We start from the raw sequence: 20,847 nt of genomic DNA, 5'->3' as shown, positions 1-20,847 counted from the left end.
GGAAGAAATAGGAGGTGGAAAGCCCCCGCTACATCATCCGCCCCCGCAAATTCATCAGCAGCACCAGCGTGCCGCCCACCATCATCACGATGATCAGCGTCGAGAACAAAATCAGCTGCAGGTCATGCCGCGATGCGCGCTGCATCGTGATGTGCAGGAAGCAGCGGAAATGCACGATTGCCTGAACCAGCGCGAGCCCCAGCACGATCGCCAGCGTCGTCCCCGCCGCGAAGGACGGCCACACCACCGCCGCGAACGCCGCGCCGGTCAGCGCGAGCGCCAGCAGATAGCCCACCGCATAGGTGCGCAACTCCGTGCGGCGTTCGGTCCCGTTCTTCATGCGATATGCCCGCCCAGATAGACGACCGAGAAAATGGCGATCCACACCACGTCGAGGAAATGCCAGAACAGCCCCAGCCGCAACAGGTTGAGCTTCACGCGCCGGTCGAGCCCGATCACGCGGACCTGCACGATCATCACGATCAGCCAGAAACACCCTGCGATTACGTGCAGCCCGTGCAGCGGCACGAGCGCAAAGAAGGCGGACAGGAACCCGCTGCGGCTCGGATAGGCGCCATCCGCGACCATGTCCGCAAAGTCCTTCGCCTCGAACCCGAGGAAGACCAGCCCCAGCCCCAGCGTCACGAACAGCCAGAAGAACAGCACACGGCGCGGTTCGTCATATTTCATCGCGACCGAAGCGCGCCCGAAGGTCGCACTGCTGGTCAGCAGCAGCAGCGTCTCGATGAACGCGGGCAGCAGCTTGAACTCCGCCGCCGCAGTCGGCCCACCCGCGGTCGCCTGCGTCATCGTGCCATAGGTCGCGAACAGCAGCGCGAAGATCACCGCATCGCTCATCAGGAAAATCCAGAAGCCGAACAACGCGGTATCGTCCTGTTCTGCGTCCGGTTGTTCGATCTCGATCGCTGTCTTGCTCATCGTTCCGCCAGCCCCTGATTGGCAGTCGTCATCTCGGTGTGGCGGGAGATCGCCCGCGCTTCGGCTAGCGCCGCGCGCCAGCGGCGGTCCTCCCGCGCGACGTCCGCCGCAAGCAGGATACGGTGCTGATCGCGCCCGAAGCTGCGCGTCACCAGCGCCGCGATCACCACTACACCGCCCGCGACCCCAAGCCACCACATGTGCCAGATCAGCCCGAACGCAGACACCGCCGCGAACACGCCGATCGCGACCCCGCTCGCGCTGTTGCGCGGCATCACGATGTCCTCATAAGCATAGGGCTCCGCATAGGGCGGCGCCTGATGCTCGGCGTGCTTGCGCCGGTAGAAGATGTCGCGCCCGTCGACATTGGGTACGACCGCGAAATTATACTCGGGCGGCGGCGATGCGATCGACCATTCGAGCGTCCGCCCGTCCCACGGGTCGCCCGCGGACACGCGCAGCGCGTCGCGGTTGCGGATGCTGACAACGAGCTGCACGAACAGCGACCCCAGAGCGCAGAACAGCACCCCCGCCCCCGCCATCGCGACGTAGAGCCACGGCCGGAACGCGGGATCGAAGATCTCGTGCGTCCGCCGCGCCATTCCGCTCGCGCCCAGCACGTAGAGCGGCATGAACGCGAGGTAGAAGCCGACCACCCAGCAGGTGAAGGCGATCCGCCCCCATTTCTCGTCGAGCCGGAAGCCGAACGCCTTGGGGAACCAGTAATGATAGCCCGCCAGCATCCCGTAGAGCAGCCCCGGGATCAGCATGTTGTGGAAATGCGCGACCAGGAACAGCGTGTTGTGCACCAGATAATCGAGCGGCGGCATCGCCAGCAGGATCCCGGTGAACCCGCCCAGCACGAAGGTCATCATGAACGCGAGCGCGTAGAGCATCGGCACGGTGAAGCGCACTTCGCCGCGGAACATCGTCCAGATCCAGTCGTAGATCTTGACCCCCGTGGGCACGCCGATCGTCATCGTCGCGATCCCGAACACGGCGTTCAGATTGGCGCTTTGCCCCATGGTGAAGAAGTGGTGGACCCACACGGTGAAGCTCAGCACCGCGATCACCATCGTCGCGAGCACGAGCGAGGTGTAGCCGTAGAGTTCCTTGGTCGAGAAGGTCGACACGACCTCCGAATAGACCCCGAATGCGGGGAGAATCAGGATGTAGACCTCGGGATGGCCGAACAGCCAGAACAGGTTGGCGTAGTTCATCATGTTCCCGCCGAGATCGTTGGTGAACATGTGGAACCCGAGATAGCGGTCGAGCGCGAGCAGCGCCGTCGCGACGGTCAGCGGCGGCATCGCGAAGATCATCAGGATCGAGGTGCACAGGCTGGTCCAGCAGAACAATGGCATCGCCATGAACGCCATCCCCGGCGCGCGTTGCTTGTAGAGCGTGCAGGCGATGTTGATCCCCGCCATGGTCGATCCGATCGACCCCAGCGACACCGCCCAGATCCAGTAATCCGGCCCGACGTCGGGACTGAACGCCAGTTCGGTGAAGGGCGGATACCCCGTCCACCCCCCGGTCGAGAATTGCCCGACGACGAGCGACGCCATCATCAGCGCAGCGCCCCCCGCGGTCAGCCACAAGGCGACCGAGTTCGCCCAGGGAAACGCCATGTCGCGCGCACCGATCTGGAGCGGCATGACGAAGTTGATGAGCCCGGTCAGGAACGGCATCGCCATGAAGAAGATCATGATCGACCCGTGCGTGCTGAACAGCTCGCCGAAATGGTCGGGGGTGAGGAACCCCGGATTGTTGATCGCGACCGCCTGCTGTCCGCGCATCAGCACTGCCTCGACCAGCGCACGCGACAGCATCACGAAGGCGAGCGCGATGTACATGATCCCGATCTTCTTGTGATCGAGGCTGGTGAGCCACTCGGTCCACAGATAGCGCCACTTGCCGTATCGTGTGAGCAGTAAGGCGACGACGATCGCGCCGACCACCACCAGCCCGCCCGCAAACGCGCCGACCAGTTCGCTCGCGCTGGGATTGGCGATCGCGCGGACGAACGGCAAGTCGCGCCATTCGAAGCGGCCGAGCAGTAGCGGCCAGACCGGGGTGTTCATCGTGCGTCCTTCGCCTTCATCGGCATGCCGTGCATCGTTCCTGCGGAGCCCGGGCCACCCGTCTTTGCGATCACCTGTGCGAACAGGCCGGGCTGGACCGTGCCGAAGAAGATCGGCTGCGGTACCACCGACCGCTCGGCAACCGCGCTCCAATTTGTCTGATCGAGCATCCGCGGCGCGGCATGCGCGCGGCCGAGCCACGCCTGATAGCCTGCGCCCGGAAGCGCCAGCACGGTGAACCGCTCGCGTGCGAACCCGGCCCCGTTATATTGCGTGTTCTTGCCGAGATACTGACCCGGGCGGGATGCGGCGAGATTGAGCTCGGTGGTCATCCCCCCCATCGCATAGATCTGCCCGGCAAGCCGCGGGATCAGCATCGACTGCATCACCGTCGCGCTGGTCAGCCGGATATGGACGGGGCGCCCGACCGGGATCGCGAGCTGGTTGATCGTCGCGATGCCTTCGTCGGGATAGATGAACAGCCATTTCCAATCGAGCGCGATCGCCTCGATCTCGATCGGCGCGGCACCGGGCAGCTTGCGATACGGGTCATCGATGTGCGTCCACGTCCACAGCAGCACCGCGAGGACGACCACGATCCCGATCGGCGGGATCCAGATCAGCGCCTCGACCCACCAGGAGAAGTTCCAGTTCGGGCGATAGGCGTCGTCGGCATTGCCCAACCGGTAATGCCACGCGAACAGCGGCGTCAGCAGCAGCACCGGCCCCGCGACGAACACCAGGATCGCGGACACGATCAGGAACAGCTGGCGCTCGTGCGTCGCCACCGGCCCTGCTGCTGCGAGAAAGCCGTGGCCCAGCGCCGAGCATCCGCCGAGCGCCACCAGCAACCCGACGGACACAGCCCAGCGGGCAACCGGCAACCGCATACACTCGCGGCGAATCATCCTGAACGCGTCCCTTCGACCGCGGGCCCCACGCCCGTATGTCGCGGCGGGTGCTTGCGCCATCGGACGCCGCGTGTCGACGGATTGTAACGAAATTTGTCTGCGTTGCGGAAAGCACACGTAGTCGCCCCGGTTTCTCCCTTCCCAGAATGCTGACAAAAACGAAAAATCCTCTCGATCTCATGCAAAAAATGCATATGGGGATCGCATTACTGGATAGGTCATCCGTGCAGGGGCATGATGACCGCGACGGGCAACCGGGCCACGATCCGCAAAGCGAACACGCGGCGGATGGACCTGAGCGGCCCGTCCGCACGACACTTGGGGGGCACCATGACACCACTTCCGCGCTTTCGCAGTCTCGCCGCGCGTTGGGCTGCATCGGCGGCGCTCGTCGCCGTGTTCGCGCCATTGGCCGCACAGGCACAGTCCGCGCCACTGGCCGAACCCGCGCCATCGACCGAACTGACCGACATCGTCGTCACCGCCAATCGCGCGGGCGCGCAATCGTTGCAGAACGTGCCGATCGCGGTGTCGGTCGTCAACGTCGACCAGGTGACCAAGTCGGGCCAAGGCAATCTGTCCGATCTCGCCAAGTTCACCCCCTCGCTGTCGATCACCGAAGGCGCGCCGGGGTTCAACAAGTTCAACATGCGTGGCCTCGCGACCGGACCCTATCGTACCTCGGACACGTCGGACCGATCGCTCGTCGCGGTCTATCTCGACGATACGCCGATCTCGGTGCAGGGCCAGACGCCCGACCTCAAGGTCTATGATCTGGAACGCGTCGAGATTCTGCGCGGGCCGCAGGGTACGCTGTTTGGCGCGGGATCGATGGCGGGGACGATCCGCTTCGTAACCGCCAAGCCCAATTTGACGCAAGCGTTCGGCACCGCCGAAGCGGGCGTGGTGACCACCGAACACGGCGAGCCCGGCTTCAACTTCCGCGGCATGCTCAACGTGCCTCTGGTGACGGATACGCTCGCGCTTCGCACCAATTTTTATGTCGGGCGCGACGGCGGGTTCATCGACAATATCGGGCGACGCCGGAAGGAGGACGCCAACCGCAACAGCACCTATCAGGGCCGCGCCGCGCTGCGCTGGACGCCCGATGCGTCGCTGACGGTGGACGCGTCGATCACCTACGAACGCAGCATCGCCAACGGCCTCAATGCCGCGTTCGACGGGCTCGAGCCTTACACCATCCTCACCAACGGGCCGGAAGGCACCGACGACCGCTTCCGCCTCTACACACTGGGGGCGGATTATGACGCGGGCTTCGCGCATCTGATCGTGACGGGGGCCTATACCGACCGCGCGATCGGGTTCGACGCCAGCCTCGAACCGCAGATCGCCTATTTCTTCGAGGGCAACCCGCCCTTCGGGACCGCGACCTATCCGCTGTTCAGCGCACCGACCGAATATGACTCGTTCATCGCGCGCAAGATCCCCGCGGAACTGTACCAGATCGACCAGAAGCTGAAGGACTATATGGTCGAGGGCCGGCTCGTGTCGAAGCCGGGTGGGCCGGTGGCATGGACGGTCGGCGCATTCTACGAAAAGCAGAAACGCAATCTGCGTCAGGACATTCCGGTCGCCGGGTTCGACCGGACGTCCTACCAGAATTTCTACTATGGCCCGTTCAATACGCCGAACGGCCTGTATGACTCGCAGCTCGTCGATGCCGCGTTCCAGCCCAATGACATCTACTCCGGGCTTCAGAACACCAACGAACATCAGTTCGCGCTGTATGCCGACGGCACGTGGCACGCGACCGACAAGCTCGATCTGACCGCGGGGCTGCGCTACTTCAATTTCAAGGAACGCTATTTCCTGTTCTCGGGCGGCACTTACGGCGTGATCGACAACAAGCCGCTGACGACCAACGCGACGCTCAAGTCGAACGGGGTCAATCCGCGCGCGAACGTGTCCTATCATTTTGACCCGGACTTCATGGTCTATGCCGAGGCGGCCAAGGGCTTCCGTTACGGCGGCGGCAACCAGCCGGTGCCATTGTCGCCGAGCTACCCCGCAAGCGGCGGATCGATCGCGCAGCAATGCACGCGGCAGCTCGCAGGCTATGGCTATGACGCCGCGCCGCTGACCTTCGGGCCGGACAAATTGTGGAACTATACGATCGGCGAGAAGGCGAAGTTCGCCGACGGCCGCGTGACGCTCAATGCGAGCGCCTATTACATCGACTGGCGCGACGTGCAGACCCGGCTGCGGCTCGATTGCTCGTATTTCTTCACCGACAACAAGGGCCGCATCACCAGCAAGGGCGTCGAGCTCGAGACGATGATCAAGGCAACCCCCGAGATCACGCTGTCGGCGAGCGGGTCGTACAATGATTCGACGGCGAACGGCGACATCCCGACGGTCGGCGCGTTCGACGGGGATCGTACGCCGTATTACCCGCGCTGGACCGGCAATCTGCAGCTGTTCTACGATCGCCCGGTCGGCAATGGCGCGCTGCACGTGCAGACCGGCTATCAATATCAGTCGTCGCAGACCACGAACTTCAACCAATTCAGCACGATCATCGCCAATGGGACGCTCACCCGCAACGGGTTGAACCAGAGCTTTGCGGTGATCCCCGAGACGCATAACCTGAGCGCGGCGGTGACTTACAACATCGGCCAGTTCGAATTCGGCGTGTACGGCAACAACCTGGCGAACGGCGTGCGCGTGACCGACATCGCGCGGGCGACCTATTACCAGGTCTATCAAGCGGGCAGCCGCGTGACGCTCGCGCGGCCGCGGTCGATCGGTTTTCGCGGGAAGGTGAGTTTCTAGGGGGCGTTTCGAACGCCCCCCGCCCCCCAGTCCGTTCGCCCTGAGCGGAGACGAAGGGCCGCGTGCAGATGGAGCGCCGCTTCTGGTGTGCGCAAGGCTTCGACTTCGCTCAGCCCGAACGGTTTGTTGGGTGACCACAAATGATCGGGGTTGCCGCCTTGTCACCGCCGCATTCACGATCGTTTGACAACCGCCCCCGCCCGTCGCAAGCGGCGCAAATCGGCCCGGTGGCCGCGAATCAAGGACGCGAAACAGCAAATGCCAAGCGACAGTAGTCGATTGACCGCGCCGTCGGGGGCGCTTCGCCGGGCCTGATCCGATCAGTCTCGCGCGGGCGCCGTCGACGGCGTCCGATGAGGTGAGACGATGCGAGACTATCCTTCGATCGCGCCGGCCCGGATCATCCGCGGCCTGCGCCCCTTCCCGCGCGCCTGGCGAATCACGACGCCAAGCTGGGCGGACGGAATTGCCTTCCTGCTGCTTGCGGCACTCGCCGTGCTCGTCGCCAAGGGCGCAGCGGGGGTAGCACAACCGCTGGCCGACTTGCGGATCGATCCGGTCTCGCTCGATCCGTGGCACCTGCCGGGCTATGCCGTGCGCACGACGCTGCGGATGTTCGCAGCGCTTGGCGCGTCATTGCTGTTCACCTTCGTCGTCGCGACCCTCGCCGCCAAGAGCAAGCGCGCCGAGATGATCATCGTCCCCGCGCTCGACATCCTGCAATCGGTGCCGATCCTCGGCTTCCTGACGTTCACCGTCACTTTCTTCATGGGGCTGTTCCCGGGGCAGCAGCTCGGCGTCGAACTCGCGGCGATCTTCGCGATCTTCACCAGCCAGGCATGGAACATGGCGTTCAGCTTCTACCAGTCGCTGCGCTCAGTCCCGGCGGATCTGGCCGAAGTGTCGCAAGGGTTCGCGCTGTCGCCGTGGCGGCGCTTCCTGCGGCTTGAACTGCCGTTCGCGACACCCTCGCTGGTGTGGAACGCGATGATGTCGATGTCGGGGGGCTGGTTCTTCGTCGTCGCGTCCGAGGCGATCAGCGTCGGCAACACGCGGATCATGCTGCCGGGGATCGGATCGTGGCTCGCGCTTGCGATCGACCGGCAGGATTTCCGCGCGGTCGGCTGGGCGGTCTGGGCGATGGCGGTGGTGATCCTGCTGTACGACCAGCTCGTCTTCCGCCCGGTCGTCGCCTGGGCGGACCGCTTCCGCTTCGAACAGACCGCGTCGCAGGATGCGCCGAGCAGCTGGGCGTATGACGTGTTCCGCAAGGCGCGGTTGCTGCCCGTGCTGTTCGCGCCGCTGCGGTGGCTCGGGCAGGCGCTGATCGCGCTTGACCGTGCGCCCGTCAAAGCGCGGCGCGCTCCGCGCCCGGTCGCGCGCCGGTCGTTTGGGCAAATGCTGTGGCTCGCGTTCGTCACGGTCACGCTGCTCGCGGCCGCCTGGGTCGTGTTCGGCTATGTCGCGAGGCATCTTGCCTGGGGCGATGCGTTGACCGCCTTCGGGCTCGGGATGATCACGATGCTCCGGGTGCTCGTGCTGATCGCGCTGGCGAGCCTGGTGTGGGTGCCGATCGGCGTCTGGATCGGCCTGCGCCCGCGCTGGGCCGAGCGGCTGCAGCCGGTCGCACAGTTCCTCGCCGCCTTCCCCGCCAACGTGCTGTTCCCGTTCGCGGTCATCGCGATTGTCCATTGGCATCTCGACGTTGATGTCTGGCTGTCGCCGCTGATGGTGCTCGGCACGCAGTGGTACATCCTGTTCAACGTCATCGCCGGCGCGAGCGCGATCCCCAACGATCTGCGCGAGGCGGCGGGAATGTTCGGCGTGCGGCGCTGGCAATGGTGGCGGCAGCTCGGCATCCCCGGGATCTTCCCGTATTATGTCACCGGCGCGCTGACCGCCTCGGGCGGATCGTGGAACGCGAGCATCGTCGCCGAAGCCGTGTCCTGGGGGAGCGAACGGCTCGAGGCGCACGGTCTCGGCAGCTACATCGCCAAGGCGACTACCGCAGGCGATTTCCCGCGCGTGACGCTCGGGATCGCGGTGATGTCGGTCTTCGTGATCGGCTGCAACCGGCTGCTGTGGCGCCCGCTCTACGCTTATGCCGACCGCCGCCTGCGCCTCGCCTGAGCCCGTTTCCCGAGTCCTCAAGGAGCCTACGATCATGGCCACCCTCGCCTCGCTTTCCCCCGCCCGCCCGCTCGTCGCAATCGAGCATCTGACACACCGCTACGGCAAGGGCGGGACGAGCGGCGCTTTGCTCGTGCTCGACGATGTCGCGCTGACGCTGGTCGAGAATGAAGTCGTCGGGCTGCTCGGCCGCTCTGGCTCGGGCAAGTCGACTTTGTTGCGCTCGATCGCCGGACTGATCCAGCCCGACGAAGGCAGCATCGCCTTCGTCCCCGAGGAGGACGGCAGCACACCCAGCGTCAGCATGGTGTTCCAGACCTTCGCCTTGTTCCCGTGGCTGACGGTATTGCAGAACGTCGAACTCGGCCTGGAGGCGCAGCGCGTGCCAGCCGAGGAACGCCGCACCCGCGCGCTCGCCGCGATCGACCTGATCGGGCTCGACGGGTTCGAGAATGCCTACCCCAAGGAACTGTCGGGCGGGATGCGCCAGCGTGTCGGGCTCGCGCGCGCGATCGTCGTCAATCCGTCGCTATTGCTGATGGACGAACCCTTCTCGGCGCTCGACGTGCTGACCGCGGAGACGCTGCGCACCGATCTGCTCGACCTGTGGTCCGAGGGGCGGATGCCGATCAAGTCGATCCTGATCGTCACGCACAACATCGAGGAAGCGGTGCTGATGTGCGACCGCATCCTCGTCTTCTCCTCCAACCCCGGCCGCGTCGCTGCCGAGATCACCGTCGACCTGCCGCAGCCGCGCGACCGGCTCGATCCGGCGTTCCGCGCGCTGGTCGACGACATTTACGCGCGCATGACCGCACGCGCTGCGCCCGAACCCGCGCAGGACGGCGTGTTCCCCGGCAGCGGCATCCAGATGGTCTTGCCGCGCGTGTCGACCAACGCGCTCGCCGGGCTGATGGAGGAAGTCGATGCGCCCCCGTTCGACGGACGCGCGCCGATGGCGGACCTGGCGGATCAGCTCCAGCTCGAGATCGACGACCTGTTCCCGATCGCGGAAACGCTCCAGCTGTTGCGCTTCGCGGAACTTCAGGGTGCCGACATCCTGCTCACCCCGGCGGCGCGGCGCTATGTCGAGGCGGACGTCGACGACCGCAAGGCGATGTTCGCGCGCGCGCTGCTCGTCCATGTCCCGCTCGCGCAGCACATCCGGCGCATCCTCGACGAGCGCAGCGGGCATATCGCTCCGGCGCGGCGGTTCCGGGACGAACTGGAGGACCATATGTCCCCCGACTATGCGGACGAGACGCTGCGCACCGTGACGCATTGGGGACGCTATGCGGAGGTCTTCGCCTATGACGAGGACGACGACCGCTTCTCGCTCGAGGACGCGGTCTGAGCCCTGCGTTTGGTGCGGTGCAGAATCGCGCCGCTACAACGCCATGCACCGCCCCGTCACAAGACGCTGGGCGTAACGAATATTCTCACCTGAATGACGGTGAAACGTGGCGCAACTATGCCAAAGCGTTTCCGACGTGCTTTGCCCAATATCAAAGAACCCAGTAGAAGCACTGTAACGCCAGTGTTTTCCAGTTCTGGCCATATCCCTTCTTATACATTCTCCCGAACAATGGCGGTCGATCGGATTCTTCCGATCGGCTCGCTATGGCTGAACATCTCGTGCTGGCGTGCGCACAGCACCGCAAGGAAAGTAGAAATCGGTGTCCAACAACAAGGTTGCAGAGTCTTCCGTCGGCGACGCATCGTCTGCGTCCTCCCGCAAAAAGGTCATTATCGGTACGCTGCTCGCCGCAACGATCATCGGCGGGGCATTCGCCGCCGGGGTTGGGGGATCGAGCACGAGCAACGGTTCCTCCACGCCGGTCATCGTGGTGAAGGGCAAACCCACGCCGACGCCGACGCCGGTACCAACACCGACGCCAACGCCGACGCAGGCACCGTCACCCGGCGCGGAAGCATTTGCGATTGGCATCAACGTGGCGGGCAGCAATTACTATAGTCCCGAACGTACATTCGCCAATCTGGCTTTCGCCACGGGAGCGTGGCGCAATCCCTCCGCATCCTGGGCAGACGTTCCCAAGGCGAAACTGACCGCGGGTGGGACGCCGTTGATCGACGCGGCCTTGTTCCTCAACATTCCGCAGACGGTCTGGGCCGGGAAAGCCACGCAAATCAAATGTACCTGGAGTGGTAGCGGCACGATCCGGATCTCCGGCGCTACGCAGACGGCTCCCGCCAATCACGCTGTTACGTTTACCTGGCCGGGGCGGATTGGAACGACGCTTCCAAGCATGTTGCTCTATGTCGATTCAGTCAATGCATCGGATCCCCTTGCCAATCTCGACTGCCGCGAACCCGGCTTGGTAGCAAATGGCGTGTTCGATCAGAGGAGCGTGGACGACCTGAAATCCTATCGCGTGCTGCGCTTCCTCGATTGGTCCGATGCCAACGGCAACCCGGCCAGCGTGACGTGGGCGGCTCGCTCGGTTCCCCAGCGTCTCGTCCAAGACGGCACTGACGGCATTGCCCTCGAACATATGGTCGATCTCGCGAATGCGGCCGGCTCGGATCCATGGTTCACGGTGCCGTGGAATGCTGACGAGGGGTATGTCCGGGCACTGGGCAAATTGGTGCACGACCGACTAGCACCCGGTCGCAAGGCCTATTTCGAACTGTCGAATGAGACCTGGAACTATGCGTTCCCGATCGGCAACGTCGTGCTGAACGAGGGCTTGGCACGAAACCTGTCCCCGGATCGCTATTCGAATAATCTTCTGCGCTATGCGGAAAAGTCCGTCTGGTTCCATAAGCTGTTGACGTCTGCCTTTGAGGACAATCCGGCACGTCTTGTGCGCGTACTGAATCTGCAGAACGGCAACGGGTCCGGCATCGATCAGATGATGAATTTCCGAGATACCAAGCAGTGGGTCGATGCCATCGCAACCGCGCCCTATTTCGGTCACAGCCTGTTACGGACAGTCAACGTCGGGGTAACGGACCTGCCAACGCTGTTCGCCTCGCTTGAAACGATGCGAGCTCAGACGATCGAACTGGCGGTGTCGGACAAGGCCAGCGCGACTAAATGGGGCAAGCGCTATCTTTCCTATGAGGGGGGGCAACACATCGTTCCGCCGGCGGCCAGCGCGGACGTTGCGATGCGGATGCAGCGTAGCCCGCTGATGCACGACATCTACCAGCGCTATCTGAGCGACTGGAAGACCAAGGTGGGTGGTACGGTGACGCTCTATTCGGCGACCGGCGCGATCAACCAATATGGGGCGTGGGGTATTCGGGAATATGCGGGGCAACCCGTTTCCGAAACACCGAAGCGCCGTGCGGTCCTGGAGGCGATTGCCGCCAACCAGTAAAGCTATGCAAGCGCGGCAGGACGGGCCTCGATGGCCCGCCCTGCCGTCGCTTCGCGATTAGCCTGCCACCGTGACCGGCGAGACCAGTGCACGTTCGAGCAGTTCGGCCGAACGGGTCGCGTCGTGCCGCGCTTCGATCCGGCGACGGCCTTCCTGCCCGAGCGCCATCAACTGCTCCGGCGATGACCGCAGCGCCGCGCGGAGGGCATCTGCGATCGCTTCGACCGAGCCCGAGGGGAAGATCCAGCCGCAGCCGTCATCGACCAGTTCGGGGATCCCCGCGATCGTCGTTGTCAGCACCGGACGCCCCAGCGCCAGCGCTTCCATCAGCACGATCGGCAACCCTTCGGCGTAACTGGGCAGCAGCAAGGCCGACGCGCGCATGATCGCGCTGCGGACTCCCGGCGCATCTGCCCAGCCGAGGATGCGGACATGGTCCTGAACCCCGTGACGCAGGATTTCCGCCTCGATCAGGGCGCGGTCTTCGCCATCGCCGATCAAGTCGACCTGCACCTGCGGGAATTCCCGACACACCATCGCGACCGCGGCGGGGATCAGGCTCTGCGCCTTGTTCGGGCAAAGCCGCCCAACGCAGACGAACCGCCCCGCTTCGCCGGGGGTGGCCGCCTGCGTGAACTTGGTCAGATCGATCCCGCAGTGGATGATCTGGACCTTGCCCGCATGATCGGGCGCTTCTTCCAGAATTCGCCCACGGCAGTATTGCGTGATCGCGACGGTGAACGCCGAATCGGCGACCTTGCGGCCCAGGGCGTTCTCTTTCGGATCGACCAGCTCGTCGGGGCCATGCACCGTAAAGCTGTAGCGCGCCCCGCCGAGGTGATGCGCGAGCAGCGCCACCGTCGTGGCATTGGTCGAGAAATGCGTGTGGACATGATCGATGCCGAGCGCCCGCATCCGCCGCCGCAGATAGATCGCCTGCAACAGATAGTTGACGTTCTTGGCGAACCCGCCGCGCGACTGCCCCAGCACATGGCGGAACACCGGCAGCGTGCGCAACAGGCCGCCCGGGTTGACCAGCGGCTCGGCCAGCGCGGACAGGATCAGCCGACCGAGGTTGCCCGTCAGCAGATATTCGGTGCGCCCCTGCTCCGCGATATCGTCGGGATCAAGCAGCTTGCCCTCCCAATGCCGCACCGCGAAGCGCTTTACCGGCTGGCCGAGCGCTTCCAGTTGCTCGATTTCCCCGCGAATGAACGTCGTGCTCGTCATCGGGTAGGAGTTCATCAAATACGCGAGCTTCATCGGCGATCTTCCCGTGCGGCATCGAGCACGCGCATGACGTCCAGGGACAATTCCACCGGCAGTACGGGGCTCTCGATCGCACCCGACCGGTAAAGATCCCGGAAATGCAGCAGCTCGGGGACGTACGGACTCGCACCGAATGCGGCAAAGCGGGTCTTGCGCATCCGCGCGAGGTCCGCCAGCCGCCGGAAGGCTGGCCGCGCCTTGATGCGGTCGCGCAGACCGCTTTCCCCCGTCGGGCGTGATGGCGGCGCGACCGTATCGACCGCAATCTTCTCCGACGACAGCAATGGCGCGGCGACCGTCACCGCACCACGCTCGCACCCGATCGTCATCGCATTGCCCAGCAGCGCGGTAAGCGACGCGGAGAGTTGCGCGGTCGCGCCGCTCGCGTGCGTGAGCAACAGCGCAGCCTCGGTATCGATGCCGTTCCCGCCACGCGTGATCTGCGCGCGCACGTCCGCCACCGGCCCAAGCGCCAGTCGCGCGAGCGTCACCAGATAGACCGCGCGATCGAGCAATACGCCCCCCCCTACCGCGGCATAGCAGCCGGGGTGGCTCGCGGGCGTGGTCGGGTAGCCGAAGCTCGCGGACAGATGCCGCACCGGCCCGAGCTGCCCCGACGCGACATCGGCAAGCGCGGTATGGACCGCCGGAAGGAACGGCGTCGCGACCGCTTCCATGAACAACACGCCCGTGCGCCGCGCGGCCGCAACGACTCGCTCGGCCTCCGCGGTATCGACCGCGAACGGCTTTTCGCTGAGCACCGCCTTGCCCGCTTCCATCGCCTTGATCGCCGCCGCCGCGTGGTCCGCGCTATTGTTCGCGATATAGACCGCGTCCACGCCCGGATCGGCGAGCACCGCGTCGAGCCCGGGGAAAGCAGTCGCGATCCCAAGCGCGTCCGCCACGCTCCGCGCGCGCTCGGCGCTGGCAGAACAGATGCCGACGACGGTCAGACCGGGCACATGCCCGATCGCCGCGACGATCGTATGCGCGATATAGCCGGTGCCGATCACCGCGACGCGAATGCCCTGCGCCATCGCTCAGGACTCCTGCACGCTGGTCCGCTGGCCCGCCCAGTGCGTCACCGGCGACGGCGTGAAGCGCGTCGTCATGTGCTGCGCGCCAGTGTTCTCCCCCGCCGACTGGATCGCGAGCGATACCTCGGTCAGATGAAGCGCGAAATCGCCCGCCTGGCGTGCCTCGCGCCCCGCCGCGATCGCGTCGAGCATTTCCGCTGGCCCGAGCATGAAGTTCATCGATGCCGCGCCGCGACGCTTGACCGCGGGGTGGCGCGTGAACGCGGGCGACGGGACCTTACGCGCGATCGGGCTATTGATCATCCGACGGCGGATGACGTGCCGCGTCCGCACCTTGACCGCCGCGCGATTGTCCCAGGATTCGGTGACGCTCGCCACGCCACGATCGCCGATCACGCGGATCCGGTGGTCATGCGGCGCGAGGATGCTGCACGTCAGCCGCGCGACCACGCCGCTTTCGAAGAACAGCGTCGCGGACGAATAATCGGGCGCAGTCTCCGCGCTGGTCAGGCCGGACACGTCCGCCAGCCCCGCCGACGCCGACACCGTCGTCCGCACCGGGCCGAACATCGCCATCAGCCACGTGAGATAATAGCCCGCATGTTCGAGTGTGCAGCCGACAACGAGCTCGTCCTCGATCGGCCACGGCGTCCCCGACTCGCTCTTCCACTTGGTCAGCGGTGCCTGCGAAATGTAATCGTCATCGAGCTCGGCATAGACCAGCTTGGGCACGCCGATCCGCCCCTGCTCGACCGCGAGCCGCAACGTCTGCGCGGCTTCGCTGAGAAGGCTGCACGGCGCCGAGGCGATCTGCAGACCGCGCGCCTTGGCCAGCGCGTGGAGCACGACCGCATCCTCCATCCGCATGCTGAGCGGCTTCTCGGAATAGACGTGCTTGCCGGCTTCTAGCAATTGCCGGCTGACCTCGAAATGCGCGTGCGGGTTGGTGAGGTTGAGCACCAGCGTCGCCGGACCGGTCAGCACCGCATCGATGCTGTCGACCGCAGGAAGCTGCCAGTGCGCGCAGAAGCGCTGCAACCGCTCGGCGTCCTTATCATAACAGGCGACGACCTGAATATCAGGGAAGGTGCGCAGCGAGGCCGCGTAGAGATCGGCCACGAACCCCGTACCGATGATCGCCACTGTGCGCATGATTTCCCAACTTCGAATAGGCGTAGGCCAAATGGCGGATGGGAGAAGCGTCTAGCTTAGGGTTTTGGGGTTCGCAATGCGAAGGGGAGTGTCATGCCGAGACAATGGAAGTCCATCAGTATGACGAAAGATGGTGGAGCCGAGGGGGATCGAACCCCTGACCTTTCGCATGCCATGCGAACGCTCTCCCAGCTGAGCTACGGCCCCATCGTTTCTGCGCTGACCCAGTAGGTCTGCGGCGGGAAGGCGCTGCCCCTACCGAGGGGCGGCGCGGTTGGCAAGCGCGGAACGTCGCTTTGCCGAAAATTCGAGAAAATTTGTTGCGATCGGCGCGCGCACCACGGCACGCGCGCCGATCAGCCGATCAATGCTCGTCGTCTTCCGTCGGCGCTTCCACGCCGAGGTCGTCGTCGCCGCCGAGATCGACTTCGTCGTCGGGCGAGGGCTCCTCGTCTTCACCGGTGTCGATATCCTCGTCGTCGCCGGCGAGATCGTCGTCCTTCTTGACCTGCTCTGGCTTGGCCTGCTCGAACGGCAGCGGCTGCTTCGACTTCAGGATGGGCTCAGGCTCCCAATGCGCACCGCAATTGATGCACGTGACGGGATCTTCCTTGCCCAGATCATAGAAGCGGGTAGCGCATTTCGGACACGTACGCTTCGTGCCCCATTCCGGCTGTATCATGGGCCGATTGACCTTCTTCAAAATTGAATTTGAGAGCTTGCAACGCGAACGCCGCAAAGTGGGGCGCGCCTTGCCATAGCGCAAGCGCACTGTCAAAGCGCAGGGCCGATGCAGCACCCCGCCCCCACCCCGCTCGAAATCCCTTCCTCCGGTCCGCTGGCAGGACGCGTCCGCGTTCCCGGCGACAAGTCGATCAGCCATCGCTCGTTGATGTTCTCCGCGCTCGCGGTCGGCACCAGCCGGGTCGAGGGGCTGCTCGAGGGCGAGGACGTCCTCGCCACCGCCGCAGCCCTCAGCGCGATGGGCGCGACGATCGTGCGCGGCGACGATGGCGTGTGGACGATCGACGGCGTCGGGGTTGGCGGCCTGCTGCAACCCGCAACCGCGTTGGAGATGGGCAACAGTGGTACCTCTACGCGTCTGCTGATGGGGCTGGTCGCGAGCCACCCGATCACCGTGACCTTTACCGGCGACGCATCGCTGTCGAAGCGCCCGATGGGCCGCGTCATCACGCCGCTGTCGCAAATGGGCGCGGAGGTCACCGCGAGCCCCGGCGGGCAATTGCCGCTGATGCTGCGCGGGATCTGCCCGGCGATCCCGATCACCTACACCCTCCCCGTCGCCTCCGCGCAGGTGAAGTCCGCGGTGCTGCTCGCGGGCCTCAATACGCCGGGGGTCACCCGCGTGATCGAACCCGTCGCGACTCGCGACCATAGCGAGCGGATGCTCCGCGGGTTCGGCGCGGACGTGACCGTCGAGGAGTCGCCCGAGGGCAAGATCATCTCGATCCGCGGCGAGTCCGAGCTCAAGCCGCAGCAGATCACCGTCCCCGGCGATCCCTCGTCCGCCGCCTTTCTGGTGGTGGCCGCGACGATCGTGCCGGGGTCGGACATCACGGTCGAGAACGTCGGCCTCAACCCGACCCGCGCCGGCCTGTTCACCGCTTTGCGGATGATGGGCGCGAGCATCGAGGAATGCGACGCGCGCGACGTCGGTGGCGAGCCGGTCGCCGATCTGCGCGTCCGCTATGCGCCGCTGTCGGGAATCGAAGTGCCCGCCGCCCTCGCGCCGAGCATGATCGACGAATATCCGATCCTGTTCGTCGCCGCCGCCTTCGCGTCCGGCACGACGATCGCACGCGGCGCGGAAGAACTCCGCGTCAAGGAATCGGACCGGATTGCCGCAATGGCGGCCGCGCTCGGCGCGATCGGCGCGCAGGTTGAGGAAGTCGAGGACGGGATGATCGTCCATGGTTCGGGCGGCACCCCCCTCCCCGGCGGCGCAACGATCGCGACGCTGCTCGATCACCGCATCGCAATGAGCATGGCGGTCGCCGCGCTCGCTTGTCATACGCCTGTGACGCTCGACGACATGTCGCCCGTCGCCACCAGCTACCCCGCGTTCTTCGACCAGCTCGCGCAACTCCAGGGTGCCACCGACCGATGACTGCCTCCACTGCCGACCTGATCGGGTTCGTCGGCGCGCTGACGATCCTGATCGGCTATGCCCATCAGACGCTGCGCAACGCCGCGCCCGACCTCTTCTCCACGCTGCTCAACTTCCTGGGCGCCTCGCTGCTCGCGCTGTCGCTGAGCGTGAACTTCAATTTGCCGGCGCTGTGTCTGGAACTCGCCTGGGCGGCGATCGCGGCGTTCGGGCTGGTGCGCATGACCGTGGCACGATCGGGAGCGCGCGCATGATCATCGCCGTCGATGGACCCGCCGCCTCGGGCAAGGGCACGATCGCGCGCGCATTGGCGCGGCATTACGACCTGCCGTATCTCGACACCGGCCTGCTGTACCGCGCGGTCGCGGCGCGGGTCGCGCAGCTCGAACTCGATCCCGCGATCGAGGCGGATGCCGTTGCGGCGTGCGATTTCGAGGATGCGCTGCTCGAGGACCCCAGTCTGCGCAGCGACGAGATCGGATCGCTCGCTTCGGTCGTGTCGGCGCATCCGCTGGTGCGCGCGGCGCTGTTCCACCGGCAGAAGCGGTTCGCCTATCAGGAGGGCGGCGCGGTGCTCGACGGGCGCGACATCGGCACGGTGATCGCGCCCGACGCGACCGCCAAGCTGTTCGTCCGCGCCACCCCCAACATCCGCGCGAAACGCCGCCACGCGGAGCTCAAGGAGCGCGGATCAACGCTCAGCCTCGATAAGGTGCTTGCCGACATCCGCGCCCGCGACCTGCGCGACTCGACCCGTGCGACCGCGCCGCTCGTGCCTGCGCAGGACGCAGCGTTGCTCGACACAAGCTTCCTGTCGATCGAGGCCTCGGTGCAGCGCGCGATCGCGATCGTGGATGCGAGAACCGCCGCCTGACGAATGCTCTCCTGCGCAAGCAGCAACCCAGGGTTATACGGCACAACGCCTGCACCTCTGGGGCCCTGCTTGCACAGCAGGATGCGCGTGCATTGGCGTCAGCAGCGCCCCCCAGATCGGCGGCATATTCCACCCGACGCCAACCACCGTCGCGCCACCGCGCCACAAGCGCCGGCACCTTGCTTTTCACCACCGCTTCGGCTAGGGCGCGCTGTCCGATTGGCAGGCATTCCTGGTCAGGAAGGCGCGGAGATTTATCCTCCTGCGCCTTTTTCGCGTTTTGCGGAAAAACCTTTCCCGTGCCCGCTGACTGGATGTCGCGTCCGGCATTCGGTCGCCGCGGCAATATTGGCCAAGACCGCCGGAGACAACCGGCTGGCCGGAACATGATTTAGGAACGCATCACTTTATGGCCACTCAGCCAAACCCAACCCGCGACGATTTCGCCGCCCTTCTCGAAATGACCCTCGGCGGTGCCGACAGTTTCGAAGGTCGCGTCGTCAAGGGCACCGTTACCGGGATCGAGAACGACCTCGCCGTCATCGACGTCGGCCTGAAGTCGGAAGGCCGCGTGCCGCTGCGCGAATTCGCGCTGCCGGGCCAGAAGGCAGACCTCAAGGTCGGTGACGAAGTCGAAGTGTTCGTCGACCGCGTCGAGAACGTCCACGGTGAAGCAATGCTGTCGCGCGACCGCGCACGCCGCGAAGCCGCATGGGACACGCTTGAAACCGAATTCGCCAAGTCGGCACGCGTCGAGGGCGTCATCTTCGGCCGCGTCAAGGGCGGCTTCACGGTCGACCTCAACGGCGCCGTGGCCTTCCTGCCGGGTTCGCAGGTCGACATCCGCCCGGTGCGCGATGTCACCCCGCTGATGGATATCCCGCAGCCGTTCCAGATCCTCAAGATGGACCGCAAGCGCGGCAACATCGTCGTGTCGCGTCGCGCGATCCTCGAAGAGACCCGCGCCGAGCAGCGTTCGGGCCTCATCCTGTCGCTGGCTGAAGGCCAGATCATCGACGGCGTCGTCAAGAACATCACCGATTACGGTGCGTTCGTTGACCTGGGCGGCATCGACGGCCTGCTGCACGTCACCGATCTCAGCTACAAGCGCGTCGGCCATCCTTCGGAAGTTCTCAACATTGGCGATACCGTCAAGGTTCAGATCATCCGCATCAACAAGGACACGCAGCGTATCTCGCTCGGCATGAAGCAGCTCGAGAGCGATCCGTGGGAAGGTGCAGCAGCGAAGTACCCGGTTGGTGCCAAGCTCACCGGCCGCGTCACGAACATCACCGAATATGGTGCGTTCGTCGAGCTGGAGCCGGGCATCGAAGGCCTGGTGCACGTTTCGGAAATGTCCTGGACCAAGAAGAACGTCCACCCGGGCAAGATCGTCTCGACCTCGCAGGAAGTCGATGTCGTGGTCATCGAGGTCGATCCCGACAAGCGTCGTATCTCGCTTGGTCTCAAGCAGGCGATCAACAACCCGTGGGAGGCCTTCGCTGAAGCGCATCCGATCGGTTCGACCGTCGAAGGCGAAGTCAAGAACGCGACCGAATTCGGTCTGTTCATCGGCCTCGACAACGACGTCGACGGCATGGTCCACATGTCGGACATCGCCTGGGGCGTGTCGGGCGAGGACGCGCTCAACCTGCATCGCAAGGGCGAGGTCGTTCAGGCGATCGTGCTCGACATCGATGCCGAGAAGGAGCGTATCTCGCTGGGCATGAAGCAGCTCGAGCGTGGCGCCCCGGCGGCAGGCACGGTTGCAGCAGGCGGCAATGCGTCGTCGGGCCTCAACAAGAACGCGATCGTCACCGTCACGGTGCTCGAAGTGCGCGATGCCGGTCTCGAAGTGCAGGTCGGTGACGACGGCGCGACGGGCTTCATCAAGCGGACCGATCTCGGCCGCGATCGTGACGAGCAGCGTCCGGAGCGTTTCCAGGTCGCACAGAAGTTCGACGCGATGGTGACTGGCTTCGATCGTTCGAAGAAGCCGACCTTCTCGATCAAGGCGATGCAGATCTCCGAAGAGAAGCAGGCTGTTGCACAATATGGCTCGTCCGACTCGGGCGCGTCGCTTGGCGACATCTTGGGCGCAGCGCTCAAGGCACAGAACAGCGATACCAAGAAGTAAGACTATTCAGGGGTCGTTCGAAAGAACGACCCCTGTCTCTCTTTTGACG

The 20,847-nt window shown here is 65.0% G+C and carries 16 protein-coding genes and 1 tRNA gene; 8 read left to right on the top strand and 9 right to left on the bottom strand.

Going from position 1 to position 20,847, the window contains the following annotated elements; genetic code table 11:
- Window positions 1–28: 28 nt before the first annotated feature.
- The 4 genes from ABIC17_RS18935 to ABIC17_RS18920 are packed head-to-tail and all read right to left on the bottom strand — an operon-like array spanning window position 29 to window position 3,886.
- Complete coding sequence (locus ABIC17_RS18935; protein ID WP_354284520.1) at window positions 29–340, bottom strand: cytochrome o ubiquinol oxidase subunit IV; 312 nt, start codon at window positions 338–340, stop codon at window positions 29–31.
- Window positions 337–939 carry a cytochrome c oxidase subunit 3 gene (locus ABIC17_RS18930; RefSeq protein ID WP_354284518.1) on the bottom strand — a complete coding sequence of 201 codons (603 nt, stop codon included), beginning with the start codon at window positions 937–939 and terminating at the stop codon, window positions 337–339. The genes ABIC17_RS18935 and ABIC17_RS18930 overlap by 4 nt, the downstream gene beginning before the upstream one ends.
- On the bottom strand, window positions 936–3,023 hold the full coding sequence (locus tag ABIC17_RS18925) for a cbb3-type cytochrome c oxidase subunit I (RefSeq protein WP_354284516.1): 2,088 nt from the start codon (window positions 3,021–3,023) through the stop codon (window positions 936–938). Before ABIC17_RS18925 ends, ABIC17_RS18930 begins: the two co-directional genes overlap by 4 nt.
- Window positions 3,020–3,886, bottom strand: a complete 867-nt coding sequence (locus ABIC17_RS18920) for a cytochrome ubiquinol oxidase subunit II (RefSeq protein ID WP_354284514.1) — start codon at window positions 3,884–3,886, stop codon at window positions 3,020–3,022. Before ABIC17_RS18920 ends, ABIC17_RS18925 begins: the two co-directional genes overlap by 4 nt.
- 378 nt (window positions 3,887–4,264) lie before the next feature.
- On the opposite strand from ABIC17_RS18920, the gene ABIC17_RS18915 reads away from it, so the two are divergent.
- The 4 genes from ABIC17_RS18915 to ABIC17_RS18900 all read left to right on the top strand — a co-directional run bounded on the left by ABIC17_RS18915 (window position 4,265) and on the right by ABIC17_RS18900 (window position 12,201).
- Entirely contained in the window at window positions 4,265–6,727 is a 2,463-nt protein-coding gene (locus ABIC17_RS18915; RefSeq protein ID WP_354284512.1) for a TonB-dependent receptor, read from the top strand.
- A 366-nt stretch (window positions 6,728–7,093) separates the two neighbouring features.
- Window positions 7,094–8,857, top strand: a complete 1,764-nt coding sequence (locus ABIC17_RS18910; RefSeq protein WP_354284510.1) for an ABC transporter permease — start codon at window positions 7,094–7,096, stop codon at window positions 8,855–8,857.
- A 34-nt stretch (window positions 8,858–8,891) separates the two neighbouring features.
- Window positions 8,892–10,211, top strand: coding sequence for an ABC transporter ATP-binding protein (locus ABIC17_RS18905; RefSeq protein ID WP_354284508.1), 1,320 nt, complete (start codon window positions 8,892–8,894; stop codon window positions 10,209–10,211).
- A 322-nt stretch (window positions 10,212–10,533) separates the two neighbouring features.
- Window positions 10,534–12,201 carry a hypothetical protein gene (locus tag ABIC17_RS18900; RefSeq protein WP_354284506.1) on the top strand — a complete coding sequence of 556 codons (1,668 nt, stop codon included), beginning with the start codon at window positions 10,534–10,536 and terminating at the stop codon, window positions 12,199–12,201.
- Window positions 12,202–12,258: 57 nt separating this feature from the next.
- On the opposite strand, the gene ABIC17_RS18895 is transcribed toward ABIC17_RS18900, so the two are convergent.
- From ABIC17_RS18895 to ABIC17_RS18875, 5 genes are all read right to left on the bottom strand, one after another.
- On the bottom strand, window positions 12,259–13,464 hold the full coding sequence (locus tag ABIC17_RS18895; protein ID WP_354284503.1) for a glycosyltransferase family 4 protein: 1,206 nt from the start codon (window positions 13,462–13,464) through the stop codon (window positions 12,259–12,261).
- A complete protein-coding gene (locus ABIC17_RS18890) occupies window positions 13,461–14,507 on the bottom strand; it encodes a Gfo/Idh/MocA family protein (RefSeq protein WP_354284501.1) in 1,047 nt (348 codons plus the stop codon). Before ABIC17_RS18890 ends, ABIC17_RS18895 begins: the two co-directional genes overlap by 4 nt.
- 3 nt (window positions 14,508–14,510) lie before the next feature.
- On the bottom strand, window positions 14,511–15,659 hold the full coding sequence (locus ABIC17_RS18885) for a Gfo/Idh/MocA family protein (RefSeq protein WP_354284499.1): 1,149 nt from the start codon (window positions 15,657–15,659) through the stop codon (window positions 14,511–14,513).
- A 131-nt stretch (window positions 15,660–15,790) separates the two neighbouring features.
- Window positions 15,791–15,866: transfer RNA gene (locus ABIC17_RS18880), tRNA-Ala, on the bottom strand.
- 157 nt (window positions 15,867–16,023) lie between these two features.
- Window positions 16,024–16,341, bottom strand: coding sequence for a TIGR02300 family protein (locus ABIC17_RS18875; RefSeq protein ID WP_354284600.1), 318 nt, complete (start codon window positions 16,339–16,341; stop codon window positions 16,024–16,026).
- 108 nt (window positions 16,342–16,449) lie between these two features.
- Between ABIC17_RS18875 and aroA the strand changes: the two genes are divergently transcribed.
- The 4 genes from aroA to rpsA all read left to right on the top strand — a co-directional run bounded on the left by aroA (window position 16,450) and on the right by rpsA (window position 20,798).
- Entirely contained in the window at window positions 16,450–17,787 is a 1,338-nt protein-coding gene (aroA, locus tag ABIC17_RS18870) for a 3-phosphoshikimate 1-carboxyvinyltransferase (RefSeq protein ID WP_354284497.1), read from the top strand.
- Window positions 17,784–18,041, top strand: a complete 258-nt coding sequence (locus tag ABIC17_RS18865; protein ID WP_354284495.1) for a CBU_0592 family membrane protein — start codon at window positions 17,784–17,786, stop codon at window positions 18,039–18,041. Before aroA ends, ABIC17_RS18865 begins: the two co-directional genes overlap by 4 nt.
- Window positions 18,038–18,661 carry a (d)CMP kinase gene (gene cmk / locus ABIC17_RS18860; protein WP_354284493.1) on the top strand — a complete coding sequence of 208 codons (624 nt, stop codon included), beginning with the start codon at window positions 18,038–18,040 and terminating at the stop codon, window positions 18,659–18,661. Before ABIC17_RS18865 ends, cmk begins: the two co-directional genes overlap by 4 nt.
- A 409-nt stretch (window positions 18,662–19,070) precedes the next feature.
- Window positions 19,071–20,798, top strand: a complete 1,728-nt coding sequence (rpsA, locus tag ABIC17_RS18855; RefSeq protein WP_354284491.1) for a 30S ribosomal protein S1 — start codon at window positions 19,071–19,073, stop codon at window positions 20,796–20,798.
- The last annotated feature ends 49 nt before the right edge of the window (window positions 20,799–20,847 follow it).

Source organism: Sphingomonas sp. PvP056 (genome assembly GCF_040549155.1).
Taxonomy (GTDB): domain Bacteria; phylum Pseudomonadota; class Alphaproteobacteria; order Sphingomonadales; family Sphingomonadaceae; genus Sphingomonas.
The sequence above is the reverse complement of the archived record's forward strand: the minus strand, read 5'-3'. Positions and strand labels throughout refer to the sequence as shown.